The organism is Dactylosporangium sp. CA-233914 (assembly GCF_050942935.1).
In the GTDB taxonomy this organism is placed as follows: domain Bacteria; phylum Actinomycetota; class Actinomycetes; order Mycobacteriales; family Micromonosporaceae; genus Dactylosporangium.
Window position 1 is genome coordinate 8,766,073 of record NZ_CP192030.1, and the last position, 18,570, is coordinate 8,784,642.

An 18,570-nucleotide genomic window follows, 5' to 3' on the forward strand; every position below is an offset into this window, starting at 1 on the left:
CGCGGTTATTTGCCGCTGCCGGGGCCGCCGCCGCGGCTGCTGATGCCGTCGCCGCGCCCGACCCAGCCGCTGCCGCCGACCGTGCCGGAGTAGCGGCGGTACGCGGTCCGCAGCGCCTCGACCAGGATCAGCGTGCCGGTGCCGCTGGGCTTGAGCACGATGGAGTCCTCGGAGTACCGCAGGTAGACGCCGGTGCCGTCGGCATAGCGGCCCGCGGGCGACCAGGCCCGGGAGATCTCGTCGGCGACCCGGGTCGGGGACTTCGTGCTGGTGTAGGCGCGCGCCTCGGTGCCGATGTCGCGCACCGCCGCCCGCTGGTAGTGCTGCGACACGTACGATCGCGGGCTGAAGCTGCCCGAGAACACGGTGATGCCGCCGATGAGCAGGCCGACCGCGCCCAGGCAGCCGGCCACGAGGTACCAGATCCGTCTCATGGGAGCGTCACCTTCGTTTCCGTCAGGACCAGTTCCCCCGTCTGCGGGTAGGCGTGCGCGGTCCACCAGCCGTCCGGGGTCGCGGCCAGCACGGTCAGGGCGTCCCGGGCGCCGCCGAAGACGCCGCCCAGGGCCTGCTTGGCCAGCGCCCTCGCCCGCAGTTCGGCGCACTCGGCCGCGAACGCCTCGGGTCCCAGGCGGCGGATCTCGGCCCGGAACCGATATCCGGGCCGGTCGAACCGCTCGGGCACGGCGGTGCCGGCGGCCGGCAGGTAGGCGACGGTCTCGCTGATCGGGCCGCAGTGGATCTGGTGGGACGCGCCCAGCAGGCGCAGGGTCACCGGGCCGACGCGCAGCACCCGCAGGGCCGGCTGCGAGGGCATGTCCAGGGCGAAGCGCAGGTCGGCGGCGGTCGTGTCGGCGTAGGGCACCTCGAGCGTGACGAGCACCGATCAGCCGCCCTGCGACCAGACGCGGACCTCGCCGCGCAGCAGGGTCTCGCCGCGCCCGACCTCCCACCGGTCGGCCTCGCCCGGCCCCGCGTACGACTCGAACGACAGCAGCGCGCCGTCCTTCGCCTCGTAGTCCACGTATTTCGCCGTGCCCGAGGCCGACAGGCCCGTGGTGCCGTTCGAGGTGAACCTGGCCTTGCCGGATTCGTCCTTGGCGTAGCGGCGGCCGTCGAAGTCCAGCGACTGCGGCCCCGGGCTCACGGTCGCGCCGGGCACCTCGTGCCACAGCGACAGCTCCAGGTCGGGGTCCTCCTCGACGCTCAGCCACACCTTCGGCCCGCCGGTGCTGTCATCGAGCATGTGCTCGGCCCAGCTCCACGACTGCTCGGTGTAGACCAGCGTGCCACGCACCGTGTACGTCGTGCCGCGGATCTCCACCAGGTCGCCGGCCTTGAGCGTGCGCGGATCGCCGCGCAACGCGTCCTCGCCGGTGTCGCGGAAGGGATCCCGCGCCGCGGCGGCGCCCGTGGGGGCCGGCCGGCGGCGCAGCAGCAGCACGAGCAGCACGACCACGACGACGAGCAGGGCGATGACGATGAGCACCAGGCCGGTCAACGGGGGTCCTTCGCTGGGGGTTCGACTGGTTGATCAATGTAGCAAGCCGGGGCTGCACCGGCTTTGTATCTTCGGGCGATGGATCGCGCCGAAGCCCTGATGAACGTGTTCGTGACCGAGTTCGGGGACCTGATGGCCCTCGACCCGGCCGCGTTCCGCCGCAAGTTCCGCAAGATGGCCGCCTCCCCGTTCGCGTTCTACCGCGGCAGCGCCTGCGTCTTCTACGCCGACGTGCAGGGCACCCGCGACGAGTTCCTCGACGAGCGCACCTCCGCCGTGTGGATCCACGGCGACCTGCACGCGGAGAACTTCGGCACGTACATGAACTCCGCCGGCACGCTGGTGTTCAACGTCAACGACTTCGACGAGGCGTACGTCGGGCCCTTCACCTGGGACCTGAAGCGCTTCGCGGCGAGCGTGGCGCTGATCGGATACTCCAAGGCGATCTCCGACGCCGCGATCGGCGAGCTGGTCTCCGGCTACGCGCGCGCCTACCTCGCCGAGCTGCGCGGGATCGCCGGTGGCGGGGCGATCGGCTCGCTGACCCTCGACACCACGGACGGTGTGCTGCACGACGTGCTGCAGCGGGCCCGGCTCAACACGCGTGTGGCGCTGCTGGACTCGCAGACGGTCATCGAGGATTACGAGCGCCGCTTCACGACGGCCGACGGCGTCCATCCGGTCGGGGACGACCTGCGCGCCGAGGTCGTCGCCGCCTTCGACGCCTACCTGCCGACGCTGCCGGCCTGGGACTCGACCCGGCCGGAGCAGTACCGGATCAAGGACATCGTCCTGCGCAAGGGCGTCGGCATCGGCTCGGCCGGCCTGCCCAGCTACAACCTGTTGCTGGAGGGGCACACGCAGGCGCTGGAGAACGACGTGATCCTGTACATGAAGCAGGGCCAGACGCCGGCCGTGTCACGCTGGATCACCGATCCACGGGTCCGCGACTACTTCCGCCATCAGGGGCACCGCACGTCGGAGTCGCAGCGCGCCCTGCAGGCGCACGCGGACACCTGGGCCGGGCACACGGTGCTGCGCGGGGTCGGGCAACTGGTGGCGGAGGTGTCACCGTACGCGACCGACCTCGACTGGAGCGACGTCAACGAGCTCACCGAACTCTCCGGCGTCATGGCGTACCTCGGCCGCGCCACCGCCCGGATGCACTCCGTGGCCGACGACGAGTCCGCGCACGACCTGGTCGACTTCTCCACCGAGGAGGCGATCGTCGCCGCCGTGGACCGCGACGAGCCCGGCTTCGTGGCGATGCTGGTCGACTTCGCCCACTCCTACGGCGACCGCGCCCGCACCGACCACCAGATCTTCGTCGACCTCTTCCGCAACGACCGGTTTCCGCTGCGATAGCTGTCCGGATCCGCCCGGCCCGTTCGTCACTAGGCTGGAATCGTTCTTCGTGGGAGAGGAAACCCCTGATGAAGTACATGATGTTCGTCTGCAGCGACCCGGAGCCGGACACCGACCCGTCGGCCGCGCCCGACATCAACGAGTGGGTGCGCACCAACGACGGGGCCGGCCGCCGTCTGCAGGGCAGCGTCCTGGCCCCGCCGTCGGCCGCGACCACCGTGCGCGTGCGCGACGGCGAACTGCTCGTCACCGACGGTCCGTTCGCCGAGACGAAGGAGGTCATCGTCGGCTTCGACCTGCTCGAGTGCGCCGACCTGGACGAGGCCCTCGAGGTCGCCCGCACCCACCCCATGGCCTACGCCGGCCGCATCGAGATCCGCCCGTTCGCCGACCTCGAGCAGTGACGTCGCCCCCTTCGGACCCGGCCTCGGCCGTCGCGCTCGCGGCGGCCGAGGCCTATCCGCGCATCGTGGCGGCCCTGATCCGGCTGACCGGCGACTGGGACCTGGCCGAGGACTGCGCCCAGGAGGCCCTGGCGTCGGCCGTGCAGCGCTGGCCGTCGGCGGGCATTCCCGGCAACCCGGCCGCGTGGCTGATGACGACGGCCCGCAACCGGGCGATCGACGTCCTGCGCCGGGCGAGCGTCGAGCGCGTGAAGCTGCGCGAGGCCGCCCTGCTGTCCGCGCCCGCCGAGCCGCCGGACGCCTTCCCGGACGACCGCCTGCGCCTGATCTTCACCTGCTGCCACCCGGCCCTGCCGCTGGAGGCCCGGGTGGCGTTGACTCTGCGCACGATCTGCGGGGTCCGCACGGCCGACATCGCCCGCGCCTTCCTGGTGACCGAGGCGACGATGACGAGAAGGCTGACCCGCGCCAAGGCGAAGATCACGCAGGCCCGGATACCGTACCGCGTGCCGGAGGGCCCCGCCCTGGCCGAACGCCTGCCAGGAGTCCTGGGCGTGCTGTACGTCCTGTTCACCAACGGCTACAACCCGGACGGTTCCCCGGCCTTCGCCGACGAGGCGATCCGCCTGACCCGCCTGCTGCTGTCGCTGCTGCCCGGCGACGTGTCCGAAATTCCGGACTGCTCGCGCTGTTCCTCCTCCAGCACTCGCGCCGAGCCGCCAGACGCTCCGGGGACGGCCGCCTGCTGACCCTGCAGCAGCAGGACCGCACGCTGTGGGACCGCGAGGCGATCGCGGAGGGCGTGGCGCTGCTGGAGTCGGCGGGGTCGGGCCCGTACGCGCTGCAGGCCCGGATCGCGGCGTACCACGCGACGGCCCCATCGGCCGGGGCGACCAACTGGCCGGGCATCGCGGAGTGTTACGACGCACTGTGGTCCCGGCAGCCGACCCCGGTGATCGCCCTCAACCGCGCGGTGGCCCACGGCTACGCCCACGGCCCGGCGACCGGCCTGCACCTGCTGGCCGAGGCCCGGGCCGGCGGCGCACTGGACGACTACCCCCACGCGACAGCCGCCGAGGCGGACCTGACCGCAAGGTCGGGCAACCACGACCTGGCCGCGAAACTCTTCCGCGAGGCCGCGGCGCTGACGTCGAGCCCGGCGGAGCGCGATGCCCTCCTGGAACGAGCCGACCAGGAACTCACCGGATAGACGGGGCGTCCTCCCACAGCACCGCGTCCGGGCTGTCCAGCCAAAGACCCGACGTGCCGGGTGACGCCGATGCGATTGCCGCATTCGGGTACGAACTGGGGTTGTTGAAACGCATCAGGCGATCCGGATGGTGGCATGTGGGTGTGCGCGACCCGTCGCCGAGCACACGATGAGGGTCGCACAGTTGGCGGCGATGATCGCGGCCGAAGAAGGGGCGGACCCGGCCCGTGCGGCGTTGCTGGCCTTGTGGCACGACAGCCAGGAGACGCGGACCGGAGACCTGCCGCACACGGCCACCGCCTACCTGACCAAGCCCGCGCCGCGCCGGATCACCGCCGATCAGACCGAGCACCTGCCCGACCGCAGCCGCGAGATGGTCCAGGGCGCCGTTGAGGAGTACGAAGCGCGGCACGACGGATGGATCGACTCGGCCCGCGAGGGCCTGAAGACCGAGACCGGCCGCCGGATCGCCGAGGCGGCGACCAGCGTCTCTCCGCTGTCCTGGCGGGACCGGTGAGGTTCAGCGGACCGGGGTCGTGACGTCGTCGTGGATCGGGGGGCGGGTGTGGGACAGGGCCGGGTCGGCGGCCAGGGCGCCCGTGGCGAAGGGCAGCACCGCCAGCAGGCCGTAGAACCAGGCCGGCTGGAGCGCGCCGCCCGGGAGGTAGGCCTGGGCCACCCCGCTGCACAGGCCCAGCAGGGACCAGGCGCCCAGGGCGGCGAACCACGCCGGGCGGATGCCCATCAGGCGTAGCGTCAGCCAGGTGGCGGCCGGCAGCGCCACCGCGCAGCCTACGGTCAGCAGCACCGCACCGCGCAGTTCGCCGGCGTCGCCGCCGCGTTCGTCGGCCCGGTGCATGGCCAGCAGCACCGCGGCCGTCAGGGTCACCAGGACCGCGCCGAGGACGCCCGCGGAGACCGCCGTCGTCAGCAGGCGGCCGGGGTCCAGGCGGTCGCCGATGCGGCCTGCCCTGGCGAAGCGGATCGCGGCGGCCACCACGAAGCACAGCAGGCCGATCACGACCAGTTCGCGCAGCACACCCATGCGCGAACTGTATGTGGAAAATTCTCGCCTCGCCGCCCCGGACCCGGCATCTAAGCAGGACTTAAGACCGCGGCCGCGGCTCGCAGGTCCTCGGCCACCGGGCCCAGGGCGCGGCGGACGCGGCTCGCCGCCTCCGGGTCGTCCGGGTGCTCGGTCAGGGTGCGCAGGTCCGGCTCCAGCGCCCGCAGGGCCTCGACCCAGGCGAGCTCGCGGCGGCGGTGGAAACGCCGGACGGCGTACAGCGGCGCGGCCGCCTCGCGCAGGGCCGTCAGGCGGCGCAGGGCCAGGGCGTGGTCGCCGTCGCGGATGGTGCGCAGGCACTCCCCCGTGCGCTTGCGCACGACCGCGCCGGTGCGGATGGGAGCGATCAGGGCAGCGGGCAGGATCGCGCACACGGCGCCGGCGACCACCGCGACCAGGCGGGTTCCCAGCAGGGGCAGCGCCGCCGTACCGGACATGCCGAGGAGGCTGTAGAGCAGCGCCAGGGCGGCGGTGACACTCGCGGCCCACCAGGCGTAGCCGTACTGGCGCAGAGAGTAGCCCGCGGCGAGGACCGCCAGCAGAAGCGCGACCGCGACCCGCCGGTGGTCGCCGACGGCGAGGGCCAGGACCGTGGCGAGCGCGGTGCCGCCGAGCGCGCCGAGGGTGCGATGGGCGCCCTTGAGCAGCGCGTCGCCGCGGGAGCGGGCCGCGGCGCCGACCGTGTACGCGCTGATGACCGTCCAGGCCCAGTGCTCGCCGAACACCGCCTGCCCGACCGTGAACGCCAGGGTCAGGGCGAGCGCCGACTGCACGCCGCGCCACACGTGGATGCGAGCGGAAGCGGTGCTCGGCAACTCGTCCTCGGCCTCGGTACGGCGGATCAGCCGGGCCGCCAGCACGTACGCCTCGGCGACGAAGACCGCCAGCGTCGCCCAGGCCAGGGTGCGCAGCGGATGGCCGCCGGGGTTCACCGGGGCGATCAGCATCCCGATGAGCGGCAGGACCAGGGCGCGGCCGAGGCGGCCGGCGACGGGGCCGAACGCGCGCGCGGCGGTCGCGGCGGCCACGGTGAGGACGAAGAACGCGTCGCCGTAGGCGTGGGCGGCGTGGAAGAGCACCGCGAAGGCGGCGATGATCAGGGCCCCGGCCGGTACCAGCAGCAGCCGCCACGGGCCGTGACGCCCCGCCGACCGGCCGGCCATGAGGCTGACGGCGGCGCCGAGCACGACGACGCCGATGCCGGTGTGCGCGGCGCCGGCGACCGGGATCAGGGTCGCGACGGTGGCGAGCACCGGGGCGAACCCGGCGGCCGCCGACCAGATATTACGCACCTGCTGAATATCTCAGTCGCGTAGCGTGAGCGCAACCGTCCAAGAAGAGGCAGCCCGTGGAGCCCGACCCCGATCTGAGCGCCGCCCGCACGGTCCGGCGCGCGACCCAGCGGCTCTCGCGGCGGCTGCAGCTGCAGCGGTCCGCCGACGGGCTCAGCCTCACGAAGATCAGCCTGCTCGGCCACCTCGCGCGGAAGGGGCCGATGGCCGCGGGGGCACTCGCGGCGGCGGACCGGCTGCAGCCGCAGTCGGTGACGCGGGTGCTCGCCGAACTGGAGGACGACGGGCACACCGTCCGGCTGGCGAACCCGGCCGACAAGCGGCAGCGGGTGTTCTCGATCACCGACGCCGGGCGGGCGGCGCTGCGCGAGGACATGCGTATCCGCGACGAGTGGCTGGCGTCGGTGATGGCCGCGCAGCTCACCACCGGCGAGCGGGACGCGGTGCTGCGTGCGGCCGCGATCCTCGAAAGGATCGCGGAGTCGCCGTGATGCCGGACGCTACTTGATGTTGCCGGCCTCCGCGCCGATGGTCGTGTCGGGGCCGTGGCCGGTGTGCACGACGGTGGCCGGCGGCAGGGTCATGAGGCGCTCGGTGATCGACCTGAGGATCGTCGGCTTGTCCGAAAACGATCGGCCGGTCGCGCCCGGGCCGCCCTCGAACAGCGTGTCGCCGGAGAAGACCACGCCCTCCGACGGCAGGTGCAGGCACACCGCGCCGGGGCTGTGGCCGGGTGTGTGCAGGACGGTCAGCTCGGCACCGGCCACCGCGATCGCCTGCCCGTCGGTAAGGTGCGTGGTCGGTTGGAGAGCGGGGTGCCTCATGTGCCACAGCGGCAGATCTTCCGGGTGCAGCAGGATCGGCGCGCCCGTGCGCAGCGCCACCTCGGGTGCGGCATCGATGTGGTCGTCGTGACCGTGCGTGCACACGATCGCGACGGCGCGACGGCCGCCCAGCGCGTCCACGATCGCCCCGGCGTCATGGGCCGCGTCGATGATCAGGGCCTCCTCGTCGTCACCGACGATCCACACGTTGTTGTCGACGTCGAAGGTCTCGCCGTCCAGCGAGAACGTGCCCGACGTGACCAGTCGTTCGATGCGCACCATGAGGTCCAACCCTATGCGGTACCACCCGCCGGCGCCCGCCTGCGCCCCGCGCGCCGCGACGATGTCCGGGTCGGCCCGTACGAGTACCGTGTGCTGCGCCCGGCCCGGCCGCTGTGCGCCGCCGTGCTCACCCGCGCCGGCGAGCTGCACGTCACCCGCCGCACCGCGCTACGGATGCTGGCCCTGGCCGAGCTGACCGGGGAGCGGACCCTGGTCGCGTTCCCGCTGCGCGACGAGCGCGGCATCCCGGTGGACCTGGTGCTGGCCGACGAGGGCCTGCGGTTTCCGGCCGGGCGCTGGTCCGACGTCCGGCAGCGCCTCGGCCCGGGCCGCCCCGAGCGGCACCACGCCCGCCCGCCCGCCGCCGAAGCGCCGAAGCGCCGCGGCGACCTCCGCCCCGAGCGGACCGGCCACGCCCTGCTGATCCCGCTCGACGCCGGCCGCACCACCCTGGACCGGCTGCGCCGCTGCGAGCTCGACCTCGGATACCTCCGCGTCCGGATCACCCCATAGCGCCGGTCGGGGGCCGCGATCATTGCAGTCCGGTCACGGGGCGGACAGCGGCGGCCCGCAGCGGCATGATGTCCCGCGTGATTCGCCTCTATGGACTGCTGTTCCTGATCGACCTCGTCGTGCTCGTGGTCGCGCTGATCGACTGCCTGTCGACGGACGAGGTGCTGGTGCGAAACCTGCCGAAGGTCGCGTGGGTGTTCATCATCCTGCTGTTCTCGCCGGTCGGCTGGATCGCCTGGTTCGTCGCCGGCCGCCCGCAGCAGCCCGCCCGGGCCGGCGCCGGGGCGCAGTGGCGGCCCGGGAACGGGTTCCCGGAGGACCAGCGGCCCCGGGCCCGGCAGGTGGCCCCGGACGACGACCCCGAGTTCCTGCGCGATCTGGCCCGCAACCGCCGCGCGGACGAGGAGATGTTCTCCAAGTGGGAGGCGGACCTGCGCCGGCGCGAGGAGGAGCTGCGCAAGCGCGAGGACGGCCCGCAGCGGTAGCGCTGGCACGTTTCCGGGAGCAAACCCGCTCGCCGTACCCCTAACGTTCTCCTCAACAGCGACAACGACTTCCCCAGGGGGATACAGATGAGCGACATGGACTACGGGCACTACGAGGCGGGCCAGGAGCACGAGGGCCTCGACCAGCTGCACCAGGCGCAGGGTTCGGAGGCCGACTACAACAACCAGTTCGGCGTGTACGAGAACGACCACCACGCCCAGGAGTCCACGGACTTCTCGCAGGGTCACCACGTCGAGTACGACCAGCCGGCGGCCGTGCACTTCGAGTCGGACGACTTCACGAACTACTCGCACGACGCGTCGGTCGACGACCACGTGTTCGTGGCCGAGGGCTCGGAGAACGCGCACCAGGCCGAGTTCGGTGAGCTCGACGCCCTGCAGTCGCGCTTCGACTCGGCGTTCGCCGAGGGCACCCAGGTCCACGGCGGCGAGGGCCAGTTCGGCGTCGCGGCCAACTGACGTTCCATCACCCCTGGCTCAAGGCCGGTCACCCGTTGTGGTGGCCGGCCTTCGCCATGTGCAGCAGCGCCCGGTCGCGGGCGGCCGCGGTCGCCGGCAACAGCGGCAGCCGGACCGCCGGGGTCGGGATCCGGCCCTGGTGGTGCAGGACGGCCTTGACCACCGCCGGGTTCGGCTCCGCGAACAGCGCCGCCGACAGCTCGGCCAGGCCCGGGCCCAGGGCGCGGGCGGTCGCCGCGTCGCCGCTGCGCCAGGCGTCGCACAGGGCCGTGTACCGCGCGGTGGCCACGTGCGCCGAGGCCAGGATGCCGCCGCTCGCGCCGATCGCCAGCAACGGCGAGATGACGGCGTCGTCGCCGCCGAGGATCGCGAAGTGCTCCGGGGCGGCGGCGAACAGGGCGACGGTGTCGGCGGTGATCGCGCCGTCGGAGAGTTTCATGCCGGCCACGCCGGGGATCGCCGCCAACTCCAGCAGGGTGTCCACGGACAGCGGCTGACCCGTGCGGTACGGCACGTGGTAGACGACGACGGGCCCGGACGCGGCCCCGGCGACGGCGCGGAAGTGGGCGACAACGCCCGCCTCACCCGGTCGCGTGTACGGCGGGACGAGCACCAACGCGGCCGTCCCCGGCGGCAGGGCGCGCACCTGCTCGACACCGGCCGCGGTCGAGCTGCCGCCGACCCCGACGAGCAGCGGCGCGCCGGTCGCCGCGGCGGTCTCGACGACGATCGCCTTCTCGCGCGCCGAGAGCGTGGCGGGCTCGCCGGTCGTGCCGAGCGCGACGAGGCCGGCGGCGCCCTCAGCGAGTACACCTTCGGCCAATGCGCGAAGCGCCCCTCGATCCACCGCGCCGTCCGCGTCGAAGGGCGTGACGAGCGGCACGAAGATCCCGTTCAGGTCCATGCGGTCCAGCCTCGCCGGTCACGAGCGCCAGAACCAGTTCACGTTCGTGGCGGCGAGCGTAAGCTGAGCTGATGCTCGACGTCCGGCGGCTGCGCCTGCTGCGCGACCTCGCCCAGCACGGGACGATCGCGGCGGTCGCGGCCGCGCACACGTACACCCCGTCGGCCGTGTCGCAGCAGCTCGCCGCGCTGGAGCGGGAGGCCGGGGTGGCGCTGCTTTCGCGCACCGGCCGCCGGGTCACGCTCACGCCGGCCGGCCGCACGCTGGTCGCCCACGCCGAGGAGGTTCTGGCCGCCCTCGAACGCGCCGACGCCGCCCTGGCCGCCGGTCGCACCGGCCTGTCGGGTCCGCTGCGCATCGGCGCGTTCCCGACCGCGATGCGCACCCTGCTGCCGCCGGCCCTGGTCGCGCTGGGCGGCGCGCATCCGGCGCTCGAGCTGAGCGTTCAGGAGCTGGACCCGGCGGTCGTACCACAATTGCTGCGCGACGGCCGGCTGGACGTGGCCCTGGTCCACGACTACGACCTGGTCCCGATCGAGCCGGACCCGGCCCTGCGCACCACCGCCCTGCTCGACGAGACCATCTACCTGGCCGCGCGGGCCCCGCTCGCACTGCCCGAGTGCCGCGACGAGCCGTGGATCCTCGCCAGCCAGGGCACGCTGTGCCACACGATGACCGTGCGGGCGTGCGAGGCGGCGGGCTTCACCCCGCGCGTACGCCACCACGCCGACGACTTCGTCACCGTCCTGACGTTCGTCGCCGCCGGCCAGGGCGTGGCCCTGATTCCGGAGCTGGCCGCCCGGGACGCCCCCGCCGGCGTGACGCTGACCCCGCTGCCGACCCGCCGCCGCACCCGTCTGGCCTACCGCGCGGGCGCGGCGTCACATCCGGCGGTCCTCGCCTTCGCCACGGCCCTCGGCATCCCCGCGGCCGCGTCGATCTGATACGCGCGGTGTTCGGTGCGACGGCTTCGCCACTCTCCTGACCTTCGCCACGGCGGCCCCGCTCAACCTGCTCGCCGCGCGGCAAGCCGTTGCCGCAGCCACGGCAGCATCACGTCGGCCTGGTCCTGCTGGAACTTGCGCAGCGTCGGCAGGCCGGGCGGCGCCGGATGCCGGGCCAGGTCGGTGAACATGCCGGCCAGCCCGGCCAGGCAGCCGGTGATCGCGGCCTCGTCGGCGTCGATGACGTCGTCGGCGAGCTCACCGCCGTACAGCCGGACGTTGAGCACGAGGGTCAGCGTGTCGAACCAGGCCGGGCCCGCGCAGCCGAACGGCCAGTCGACGACGGCCACGGAGCCGTCAGGCCGGATGAGCAGGCTGTCGGCCCGCACGTCGCCGTGGACGAGCCGGTCGCCGTCCAGCGCCGCCAGCCCCTCGTCGGCGAGGTCGGCGAGCCGGCCGAGGTTCGCGGCGGCCCACGGGTCGAGGCGCGGCGGCGGGTCGGCGGCGAGGTTGTGCCAGCCGGCGAAGCCGGGCACCGACTCCTCCCGCAGCGACGGCAGCCCGGTCACCGGCACGGCGAGCTTCCGCAGCGCGGCGAGGACCGCGTCGATCTCGTCCGGCCGCCACGGCGTGTGCGGGTGCCGGCCCTCGACGTCCTCGTAGACCAGGGCGACCCAGTCGCCGTCGTCGTGGAGCCCGAGCAGCCGCGGGGTGGCGGTCCCCTCCGGCAGCCGCGCGGCGACCCGGGCCTCGGCCCGGTGCATCGCCGGCGTCCGCGGGTTGAGCACGGACCCGACCGCCTTGACGAACGCGCGCCGGCCGCCCGCGGTGACGACCCGGTCGGCGGTGCCCGGCGAGAACCCGCCGCGCTGCGAAACCGCCTCGACGACCGGCTCCCCCACGATGTCCTCCACCGCGCCGCGGACCGTGGGCGGCAACTGCGCCCAGCTGATACGTACCCCCGATGCCCGCACCATCCGCCGATGCTCGCAGAGGCGCTTCCTGCGGCCCAGTCGTTTTCGCGGCGCGCCGTCACGGCTTGCACACGGTCCGCTGCTGTGTCGTTGATCTGTCGATGGTCGCCGGATACAGCTGGACGTGAATACGAGCACGTGAGGCCGGATGTCCCCCGCCCGGACGGCTGACAGGATGTGACGCGTGGCACGTTTGGGGGATTCCGGAATGCCGCACAGTCCGTAACGTCGGTGACATCGCAGTCTGTTAGCAAACGAGGGGGAACTCTCCATGAGCGACTTCGACGCCGGCGACACTGGCCACGACGTCGACTACGGCCACTACGAGGCGGGTCAGGAGCACGACGCCCTCGACCAGCTGCACCAGGCGCACGGCTCGGAGGCGGACGCGCACTCGCAGTTCGGCGTGTACGAGAACGACCACCACGCCCAGGAGTCGACGGACTTCTCGCAGGGTCACCACGTCGAGTACGACCAGCCCGCCGCGGTCCACTTCGAGTCGGACGACTACACCAACTACAGCCACGACGCCTCCGTCGACGACCACACCTTCGCCGCCGAGGGCTCCGAGAGCTCGCACCAGGCCGAGTTCGGCGAGCTCGACGCGCTCCAGTCGCGCTTCGACGCCGCGTTCACCGAGGGCACCGAGCTCCACTCGGGCGGCGGCGAGCCGCACCTCGGCGTCGCCGACAAGTAACACTCGCTCCACGTTGGGAACGCCCCTCGGCCGGCGGTCGGCGACATGCCACCGCCGGCCGATTGGCATCCGCCGTCGTGACGGCCGCGGCCTACCGTCGACCGCATGGAGATCCTGCGATACGCCGCCTTCACCGACAATCCCGGCGGCGGCAACCCGGCCGGGGTCGTGCTCGACGCGACCGGCCTCGACGACGTGCGCATGCAACGCATCGCGGCCGAGGTCGGATACTCCGAGACCGCGTTCCTGACCCCGGCGGGCGAACGCGGCGCGGCCGTACGCTACTTCAGCCCCCTCGCGGAGGTCCCCTTCTGCGGCCACGCGACGATCGCCGCCGCGGTCGCGTTCGCCGAGCGTTTCGGCCCCGGCCCGCTGCGCCTCGCCGCGAGCGTCGGCGAGATCGCCGTGGACACCGAAGGCAACAGCGCGACCCTGCGCAGCGTCGCCCCGTCCAGCGCCCCGATCCCCGGCGACGTGCGCGAACGGCTGCTGGCGGCGCTGCGGTACGAGCCGGGCGAGCTGGACCCGGCGCTGCCGCTGCGGGCCGCGTTCGCCGGCGCCTGGCATCCGGTCGTCGCCGTCGCCACCCGCGAGCGGCTGGCCGACCTCGACTACGACGAGCCGGCGCTGCGCGACCTCATGGCCGAGCACGACTGGACGACCGTCGACCTGGTGTGGCGCGAGTCCGAGTTCGTCTTCCACGCCCGCAACCCGTTCCCGCCCGGCGGCGTCTACGAGGATCCGGCGACGGGCGCGGCGGCCGCGGCGTTCGGCGGATACCTGCGCGAGCTGGGCCTGGTGCCCGTCCCCGCCACCGTGACGGTCCACCAGGGCCACGACCTGGGCCGCCCGAGCCTGCTGCGGGTGGGCCTCGACGCCGATCCCGCCAGCGGGGTGTCCGTCACCGGCCGTGCCGTGCCGATCCCCTGAAGAACGCAAGAGCGTTGACCGATGCCGTACCGCGGAAGGGCTGTTCCTGCGGGCATCGGTCAACGCTCCACGTGGCCGGGGCAGGCGGTGCCCCGCTACGTCGGTCGGCCGTTGGCTGCTCAGCGTCTCAGCTGACGTTCGCTGCTCAGCTGAGGCATGCTGAGCTGAGGTTGGCGTCCTCAGCCGAGGCCGGCTCAGCCGGCTTCCCGCAGCCGAGGCCGGCTCAGCCGGCTTCGCTCAGCAACTGGATGCGAAGCCGATCAGCGCGACCGAGTTGCACGACACGTTGAACGGCGCCTGCACCGTCAACGACGACTGGTTGCCGTTGCCGAGGCCGACGTTGTAGCCGGTGGTCCAGTTGCCGTTGCTGTTGTAGGCCAGCGCCCCGCCGCCGTTGCGGCCGCCGCGGTCGTCGGCCGAGTTGACGTTGGCCGCGCCGCCGTTGCGGTGCTTCTTGTGCTTCTTGTGGTAGCTGTTCGCGCCGTAGTTGTTGCTGTTGCCGTAACCGTTGCTGTTGCCGTAGCCGTTGGAGCCGCCGGCACCGCTGAACGCGCCGCCGTCGCCGTTGTAGGCCACCGCGCCACCGTTGCAGTTCGCGCTCGCGAACCCGATGATCGCCAGCGAGTTGCCGCAGATGTTGACCGGCGTCTGAATGGTGGTGGAGCTCTGGTTGCCGTTGAAGAACCCAACGTTGGGCCCGCTGTCCCAGTCGGCGTGGGCGGCGGTCCCGGTGAGCGCGAGGCCACCCATGGCCAGCGCGGCGACCTGCACCGACCGGATGAGCCAGCGTTTCATGATGACGACCTTTCGACGAGTGATCGACGGGGAACGTCCGTCGCGCCCTCCACCTAACCCGAAATGCGAGGTCCGGACGGATATTTCACGAAATCCCGTCACGCAATGCACCCATGCGGTGACATAAAGTAGTCTTTCTTGGCACCCTCAACTAGCCCGTTCGGCCCGGCGGGTCAGCGGCGCCGCTTGATCAGGTATCGCACCACGGCCACAACCGCGAAGACGCCGACGACGACGAGCACCCACAGGCGATACCGCTGCAGAGTGTGCAGGTTGTTCCCCGCCACGGCCCCGACGCTCACCCAGAGTGCCGTCCACAGCACCCCGCCGATCGCGTCCCGGATCGCGTAGGCGTGCCAGGCCAGCGCCGTGGCGCCCGCGATGATCCCGTTGCTCTGGCGCAGCCCGTCCACGAACCGCGCGATCACGATGATGTTCTTCCCGCGCGTGGCGATGAACCGCTCGGCCCGCGCGAAGCGCTCCTCGGTGAGCCCGACCCGCCGCCCGAACCGCAGCACCGCCGGCCGCCCGGCGCGCCGGCCGAGCAGGTACCCGAGGTTGTCCCCCGCCACGGCGGCCGCGTACGTCACAACCGCGACGACCGGCAGGGAGAGCTGCCCGTGCGCGGCGAGTGCCGAGGCCGTGACGATGGCGGTCACCGCGGGGGTCGGGATGCCGAGCCCTTCCAGCAGCACCAGGAGCGCCAGCGCCGGGTAACCGTACCGCTCGACATGCTCCATCGACCAAGATCCTGCCACGGGTAGACTGGGCGGCAATGACCAGTTGGTATGAGTCCCACATCGACCGGCAGATCCGCGAGGCCCAGGAGCGCGGCGACTTCGACGACCTGCCCGGCGCGGGCCGCCCGCTGCCCGACCACGGCGAACTCTACGACGAGGACTGGTGGGTCAAGGACCTGGCCCGCCGCGAGCGCCTGCCGGGCGGCATCCCGCCGACGCTGCGCCTGCGCCGGGAGGTGGAGGACCTGCCGGAGGAGCTGGGCCGATTCCGCACCGAGGAGTCCCTGCGCCGGGCCGTCGCCGAGCTGAACGTGCGCATCGAGCGCGCCAAACGCGGCCTCATCGAAGGCCCGCCCACCATCCTACGCCCCCTGGACGCGGACGAGCTCATCGCCACCTGGCACGCCCGCCGCGGCTGACCCGGTCGACCGCCACGCAGCGGCGGCAACCACGTCCGCCAGTTCGCGAGAGCGGGAACCGAACACATAGGCCAGCGCGCGGGAAGCGAACACGTAACCGAGTGCGCGGCAATCGAACACATAGCCCAGTGCGTCGCGGCTCCGCTCTCAAAATTAACGCTACAGCACGCCACCAAATCGTCGGCACCTCACGCTGCGCAGCGTGACACCCTGGCCACCCAAGGCAGTCGGGTGGCCGGCCAGCAGGGCATTGACAGCGGCATGTGACGGCGCTTACCTTTGCCTGCAACTGTTAGTCAATCTGTCTATTAGTTGCGAGGAGGGACCGTGGCCCTCGGGGGATCCTCCAAGCTGCTCAAGGCCCTCAACGAGTCCGCCGCGCTCGGCCACCTGCTCGACCACGGCGAGCTCACCCGCACCGAGCTGCGCCGGCTCACCGGCCGGTCCAAGCCCACCGTCTCCGAGGCGATCCGCCGCCTCGCCGAGGCCGGGCTCGTCGTCGGGGTCGGGCACGAGACCGGGCGGCCGGGGCCGAACGCGGAGGTCTACGCCGTGAACGCCGACGCGGCGTACGCGGTGGCGATGTCCGTGCGCGACCACGCCCCCGCGCTCACCGCCGCGCTCTACGACCTGCGTGGCGCGAAGCGGGCGCAACAGGAAGTACCGGTTGATTTCGCGAGAACAGATCCGGCGACGGCGATCGAGGACACCGTGGCGGCACTGTGCGCGGCCGGCGACGCCGACCCGCGACGGGTCGCACACGTGCAACTGGCCGTGGCCGGATCGTTCGACCCCCGGGACCGGGTCATCCACCACGTCGACGTGCCGGGGTGGAGCCGGCCGGGGCTGGTCGACGAGCTCGGCGCGCGGCTGCGCACCGGCGTCGGCGTCGACAACGACGTCAACCTCGCCGCGCTCGCCGAGCGGGCCCACGGCGCGGCGCAGGGCGCTGACGGGTTCGTGCTGCTGTGGCTCGGCGACAGTGGCCTCGGTCTGGCCATCGATCTCGGCAACAAGCAGATCCTGCGGGGTGCCCGGGGCGGGGCCGGGGAGATCGGCTACATCCCGGTCGGTGACGGGGACTTCCACGACCTCGTCGGGCCGGACGCGGTTCGGGCTCTCTCAGCACAGTACCGCAGCAGAAGCGAGCTCCTCGAAGTGCTCGCCGCCCGCATCGTGCTCGGCCTCGCCGCCGTGGTCGCCGTCCTCGACCCGCCGCTCGTCGTCATCGGCGGCGAGCTCGCGCGCGTCTACGGCGATCCGCTCGGCGACGCCGTCACCGAGGCCATGTCCCACGCCGCGCCGCTGCCGACGGCGATCGCGGTGAGCACCGTCGACGGCGACGCGCCGCTGCTGGGCGCGGGCGACGCGGCGGTGAACGCGGTGCGGGAGAACCTCCTCGCCGCCCTGCGCCAACCCACCCCCCAGTGAGGAGTACCCCGTGCGTCGTCTCGTCGTGCTCGCCGCGGCCGTCGCGCTGACGGCCGCCTGCACCCCGGGGCCGAAGGACAAGCCGATCGCCGAGCCTGGCGCGGAAGTCTCCGGCACCGTCGAGTTCTGGCACTTCTTCACCGACCGGGAGGCGGAGGCGATCGACTCGGTCGTCACCGACTTCCAAGCGAGTCACCCGAAGATCAAGGTCGTCGTCAAGTCCGGGCAGGACGACTCGAAGATGACCCAGGCGATCGGTGGCGGCCAGGGCCCGGACGTGGGCCTGTCGTACTCCACCGACATCGTCGGGCAGTTCTGCTCATCCGGCGCGTGGCTGGACCTGGCGCCGTACATCGGTCGCGACAAGGTCTCGATGGACGCCTTCCCGCAGACCGTGAAGCAGTACACCGAGTACAAGGGCAAGCGCTGCGCGATGCCGGTCCTCGCCGACGCGTACGGCCTGTACTACAACAAGAAGCTCTTCGCCGAGGCCGGGATCGCCGGCCCGCCCAGAACGCTCGAGGAGTTCGCCGAGGACGCGAAGAAGCTCACGAAGCGCTCGGCCGACGGCACCATCACCACCGCCGGGTTCCTGCCGCTGTTCGGCTTCTACGAGAACACGCCGAGCCACCTCGGGCCGATGGTCGGCGCCCAGTGGCTCAAGGGCGACGGCTCCTCGGCGATCGGCGGCGACGCCGGCTGGCCGCAGCTGCTGCAGTGGCAGAAGAGCCTCGTGGACTGGTTCGGCTACGACAAGCTCGAGGCGTTCCGGGCCGGGCTCGGCGACGAGTACTCCGACGCCAACGCCTTCCAGAAGGGCCAGATCGCGATGGCGATCGACGGGGAGTACCGCATCGCGTTCGCCAAGGACCAGGCCCCGGACCTCGACTTCGGGGTGGCGCCGATGCCGGCGTCCACATCGGAGCGTTATGGCGCCGGCTACGTGACCGGCAACGTCATCGGCATCTCCAGGACCGCCAAGAACCCTGAGGCGGCGTGGGAGCTCATCAAGTACCTCACCACCGACACCAAGGCGATCGTCAAGCTGGCCAACAGTCTCAAGAACATTCCGTCCACAAAGGACGCCCTTGCCTCGCCGGAGCTGAAGCTCGACGCCGAGTTCAAGACGTTCATCGACATCTTCAACAACCCGAAGACCACGACCACCCCGCCGTCCTCGGCCGGCCCGGCCTACCAGGAGACGTTCCAGACCTTCTGCGACAGCTGGCAGAGCGGCAAGGCCACCGACCTCAAGGCCGGACTCGCCGACACCGACAAGCAGATCAACTCGCTGCTGCAACTGGGCGGCTGAGG

At 72.4% G+C, this 18,570-nt stretch carries 23 protein-coding genes and 1 pseudogene; 14 read left to right on the forward strand and 10 right to left on the reverse strand.

Going from position 1 to position 18,570, the window contains the following annotated elements; translation table 11 throughout:
- Positions 1-5: 5 nt before the first annotated feature.
- The 3 genes from ACQPY0_RS39195 to ACQPY0_RS39205 are packed head-to-tail and all read right to left on the reverse strand — an operon-like array spanning position 6 to position 1,501.
- The gene (locus ACQPY0_RS39195) at positions 6-434 is read right to left on the reverse strand and encodes a DUF4247 domain-containing protein (protein ID WP_432972784.1); all 429 of its coding nucleotides are present in this window, start codon (positions 432-434) and stop codon (positions 6-8) included.
- A complete protein-coding gene (locus tag ACQPY0_RS39200) occupies positions 431-883 on the reverse strand; it encodes a DUF2617 family protein (protein ID WP_432972787.1) in 453 nt (150 codons plus the stop codon). Before ACQPY0_RS39200 ends, ACQPY0_RS39195 begins: the two co-directional genes overlap by 4 nt.
- Positions 884-886: 3 nt before the next feature.
- Entirely contained in the window at positions 887-1,501 is a 615-nt protein-coding gene (locus ACQPY0_RS39205; RefSeq protein WP_432972790.1) for a DUF4178 domain-containing protein, read from the reverse strand.
- A gap of 78 nt (positions 1,502-1,579) precedes the next feature.
- Between ACQPY0_RS39205 and ACQPY0_RS39210 the strand changes: the two genes are divergently transcribed.
- The 4 genes and pseudogenes from ACQPY0_RS39210 to ACQPY0_RS39225 all read left to right on the forward strand — a co-directional run bounded on the left by ACQPY0_RS39210 (position 1,580) and on the right by ACQPY0_RS39225 (position 4,997).
- A complete protein-coding gene (locus ACQPY0_RS39210; RefSeq protein ID WP_432972793.1) occupies positions 1,580-2,866 on the forward strand; it encodes a DUF2252 domain-containing protein in 1,287 nt (428 codons plus the stop codon).
- 68 nt (positions 2,867-2,934) lie between these two features.
- Positions 2,935-3,270, forward strand: a complete 336-nt coding sequence (locus tag ACQPY0_RS39215) for a YciI family protein (protein WP_432972796.1) — start codon at positions 2,935-2,937, stop codon at positions 3,268-3,270.
- Between the two features lie 62 nt (positions 3,271-3,332).
- A pseudogene (locus ACQPY0_RS39220) lies at positions 3,333-4,480 on the forward strand (RNA polymerase sigma factor).
- A 169-nt stretch (positions 4,481-4,649) separates the two neighbouring features.
- On the forward strand, positions 4,650-4,997 hold the full coding sequence (locus ACQPY0_RS39225; protein WP_432972799.1) for an HD domain-containing protein: 348 nt from the start codon (positions 4,650-4,652) through the stop codon (positions 4,995-4,997).
- 3 nt (positions 4,998-5,000) lie between these two features.
- Here the strand turns inward: ACQPY0_RS39225 and ACQPY0_RS39230 are convergent, their stop codons facing one another.
- Together ACQPY0_RS39230 and ACQPY0_RS39235 are read right to left on the reverse strand one after the other, a co-directional pair.
- A complete protein-coding gene (locus ACQPY0_RS39230) occupies positions 5,001-5,525 on the reverse strand; it encodes a hypothetical protein (protein ID WP_432972802.1) in 525 nt (174 codons plus the stop codon).
- Positions 5,526-5,575: 50 nt separating this feature from the next.
- Entirely contained in the window at positions 5,576-6,838 is a 1,263-nt protein-coding gene (locus tag ACQPY0_RS39235) for an FUSC family protein (protein ID WP_432972805.1), read from the reverse strand.
- Positions 6,839-6,894: 56 nt separating this feature from the next.
- On the opposite strand from ACQPY0_RS39235, the gene ACQPY0_RS39240 reads away from it, so the two are divergent.
- Positions 6,895-7,329, forward strand: a complete 435-nt coding sequence (locus tag ACQPY0_RS39240; RefSeq protein WP_432972808.1) for a MarR family winged helix-turn-helix transcriptional regulator — start codon at positions 6,895-6,897, stop codon at positions 7,327-7,329.
- 9 nt (positions 7,330-7,338) lie between these two features.
- Here ACQPY0_RS39240 and ACQPY0_RS39245 read toward each other — a convergent pair whose 3' ends face one another.
- The gene (locus ACQPY0_RS39245; protein ID WP_432972811.1) at positions 7,339-7,944 is read right to left on the reverse strand and encodes an MBL fold metallo-hydrolase; all 606 of its coding nucleotides are present in this window, start codon (positions 7,942-7,944) and stop codon (positions 7,339-7,341) included.
- Between the two features lie 90 nt (positions 7,945-8,034).
- On the opposite strand from ACQPY0_RS39245, the gene ACQPY0_RS39250 reads away from it, so the two are divergent.
- The 3 genes from ACQPY0_RS39250 (at position 8,035) to ACQPY0_RS39260 (ending at position 9,422) form a co-directional block, all read left to right on the forward strand.
- Entirely contained in the window at positions 8,035-8,457 is a 423-nt protein-coding gene (locus ACQPY0_RS39250; RefSeq protein ID WP_432972814.1) for a hypothetical protein, read from the forward strand.
- Between the two features lie 77 nt (positions 8,458-8,534).
- The gene (locus ACQPY0_RS39255; RefSeq protein ID WP_432972817.1) at positions 8,535-8,942 is read left to right on the forward strand and encodes a PLD nuclease N-terminal domain-containing protein; all 408 of its coding nucleotides are present in this window, start codon (positions 8,535-8,537) and stop codon (positions 8,940-8,942) included.
- An 87-nt stretch (positions 8,943-9,029) separates the two neighbouring features.
- On the forward strand, positions 9,030-9,422 hold the full coding sequence (locus ACQPY0_RS39260) for a hypothetical protein (RefSeq protein ID WP_432972820.1): 393 nt from the start codon (positions 9,030-9,032) through the stop codon (positions 9,420-9,422).
- A 28-nt stretch (positions 9,423-9,450) separates the two neighbouring features.
- Here ACQPY0_RS39260 and ACQPY0_RS39265 read toward each other — a convergent pair whose 3' ends face one another.
- On the reverse strand, positions 9,451-10,326 hold the full coding sequence (locus ACQPY0_RS39265; RefSeq protein ID WP_432972823.1) for a 4-hydroxy-tetrahydrodipicolinate synthase family protein: 876 nt from the start codon (positions 10,324-10,326) through the stop codon (positions 9,451-9,453).
- A gap of 71 nt (positions 10,327-10,397) precedes the next feature.
- Between ACQPY0_RS39265 and ACQPY0_RS39270 the strand changes: the two genes are divergently transcribed.
- Entirely contained in the window at positions 10,398-11,270 is an 873-nt protein-coding gene (locus ACQPY0_RS39270) for a LysR substrate-binding domain-containing protein (protein ID WP_432972826.1), read from the forward strand.
- 62 nt (positions 11,271-11,332) lie between these two features.
- Here ACQPY0_RS39270 and ACQPY0_RS39275 read toward each other — a convergent pair whose 3' ends face one another.
- Entirely contained in the window at positions 11,333-12,247 is a 915-nt protein-coding gene (locus ACQPY0_RS39275; protein ID WP_432972829.1) for an aminoglycoside phosphotransferase family protein, read from the reverse strand.
- 268 nt (positions 12,248-12,515) lie between these two features.
- Here ACQPY0_RS39275 and ACQPY0_RS39280 point away from each other — a divergent pair, with 268 nt between their 5' ends.
- Together ACQPY0_RS39280 and ACQPY0_RS39285 are read left to right on the forward strand one after the other, a co-directional pair.
- Positions 12,516-12,941: a hypothetical protein gene (locus ACQPY0_RS39280; RefSeq protein ID WP_432972832.1), complete on the forward strand. Its 426-nt coding sequence runs from the start codon at positions 12,516-12,518 to the stop codon at positions 12,939-12,941.
- A gap of 105 nt (positions 12,942-13,046) precedes the next feature.
- Positions 13,047-13,871 (forward strand): PhzF family phenazine biosynthesis protein, encoded by an 825-nt coding sequence (locus tag ACQPY0_RS39285; RefSeq protein ID WP_432972835.1) that lies wholly within the window; start codon positions 13,047-13,049, stop codon positions 13,869-13,871.
- A gap of 237 nt (positions 13,872-14,108) precedes the next feature.
- Here ACQPY0_RS39285 and ACQPY0_RS39290 read toward each other — a convergent pair whose 3' ends face one another.
- Complete coding sequence (locus ACQPY0_RS39290; RefSeq protein WP_432972838.1) at positions 14,109-14,666, reverse strand: chaplin family protein; 558 nt, start codon at positions 14,664-14,666, stop codon at positions 14,109-14,111.
- Between the two features lie 173 nt (positions 14,667-14,839).
- Positions 14,840-15,406: a DedA family protein gene (locus ACQPY0_RS39295; RefSeq protein ID WP_432972841.1), complete on the reverse strand. Its 567-nt coding sequence runs from the start codon at positions 15,404-15,406 to the stop codon at positions 14,840-14,842.
- A gap of 35 nt (positions 15,407-15,441) precedes the next feature.
- On the opposite strand from ACQPY0_RS39295, the gene ACQPY0_RS39300 reads away from it, so the two are divergent.
- The 3 genes from ACQPY0_RS39300 (at position 15,442) to ACQPY0_RS39310 (ending at position 18,568) form a co-directional block, all read left to right on the forward strand.
- Complete coding sequence (locus ACQPY0_RS39300) at positions 15,442-15,825, forward strand: DUF1992 domain-containing protein (protein WP_432972844.1); 384 nt, start codon at positions 15,442-15,444, stop codon at positions 15,823-15,825.
- A 327-nt stretch (positions 15,826-16,152) separates the two neighbouring features.
- Positions 16,153-17,256, forward strand: a complete 1,104-nt coding sequence (locus ACQPY0_RS39305; protein WP_432972847.1) for an ROK family transcriptional regulator — start codon at positions 16,153-16,155, stop codon at positions 17,254-17,256.
- A gap of 10 nt (positions 17,257-17,266) precedes the next feature.
- Positions 17,267-18,568 carry an ABC transporter substrate-binding protein gene (locus ACQPY0_RS39310; protein WP_432972850.1) on the forward strand — a complete coding sequence of 434 codons (1,302 nt, stop codon included), beginning with the start codon at positions 17,267-17,269 and terminating at the stop codon, positions 18,566-18,568.
- The last annotated feature ends 2 nt before the right edge of the window (positions 18,569-18,570 follow it).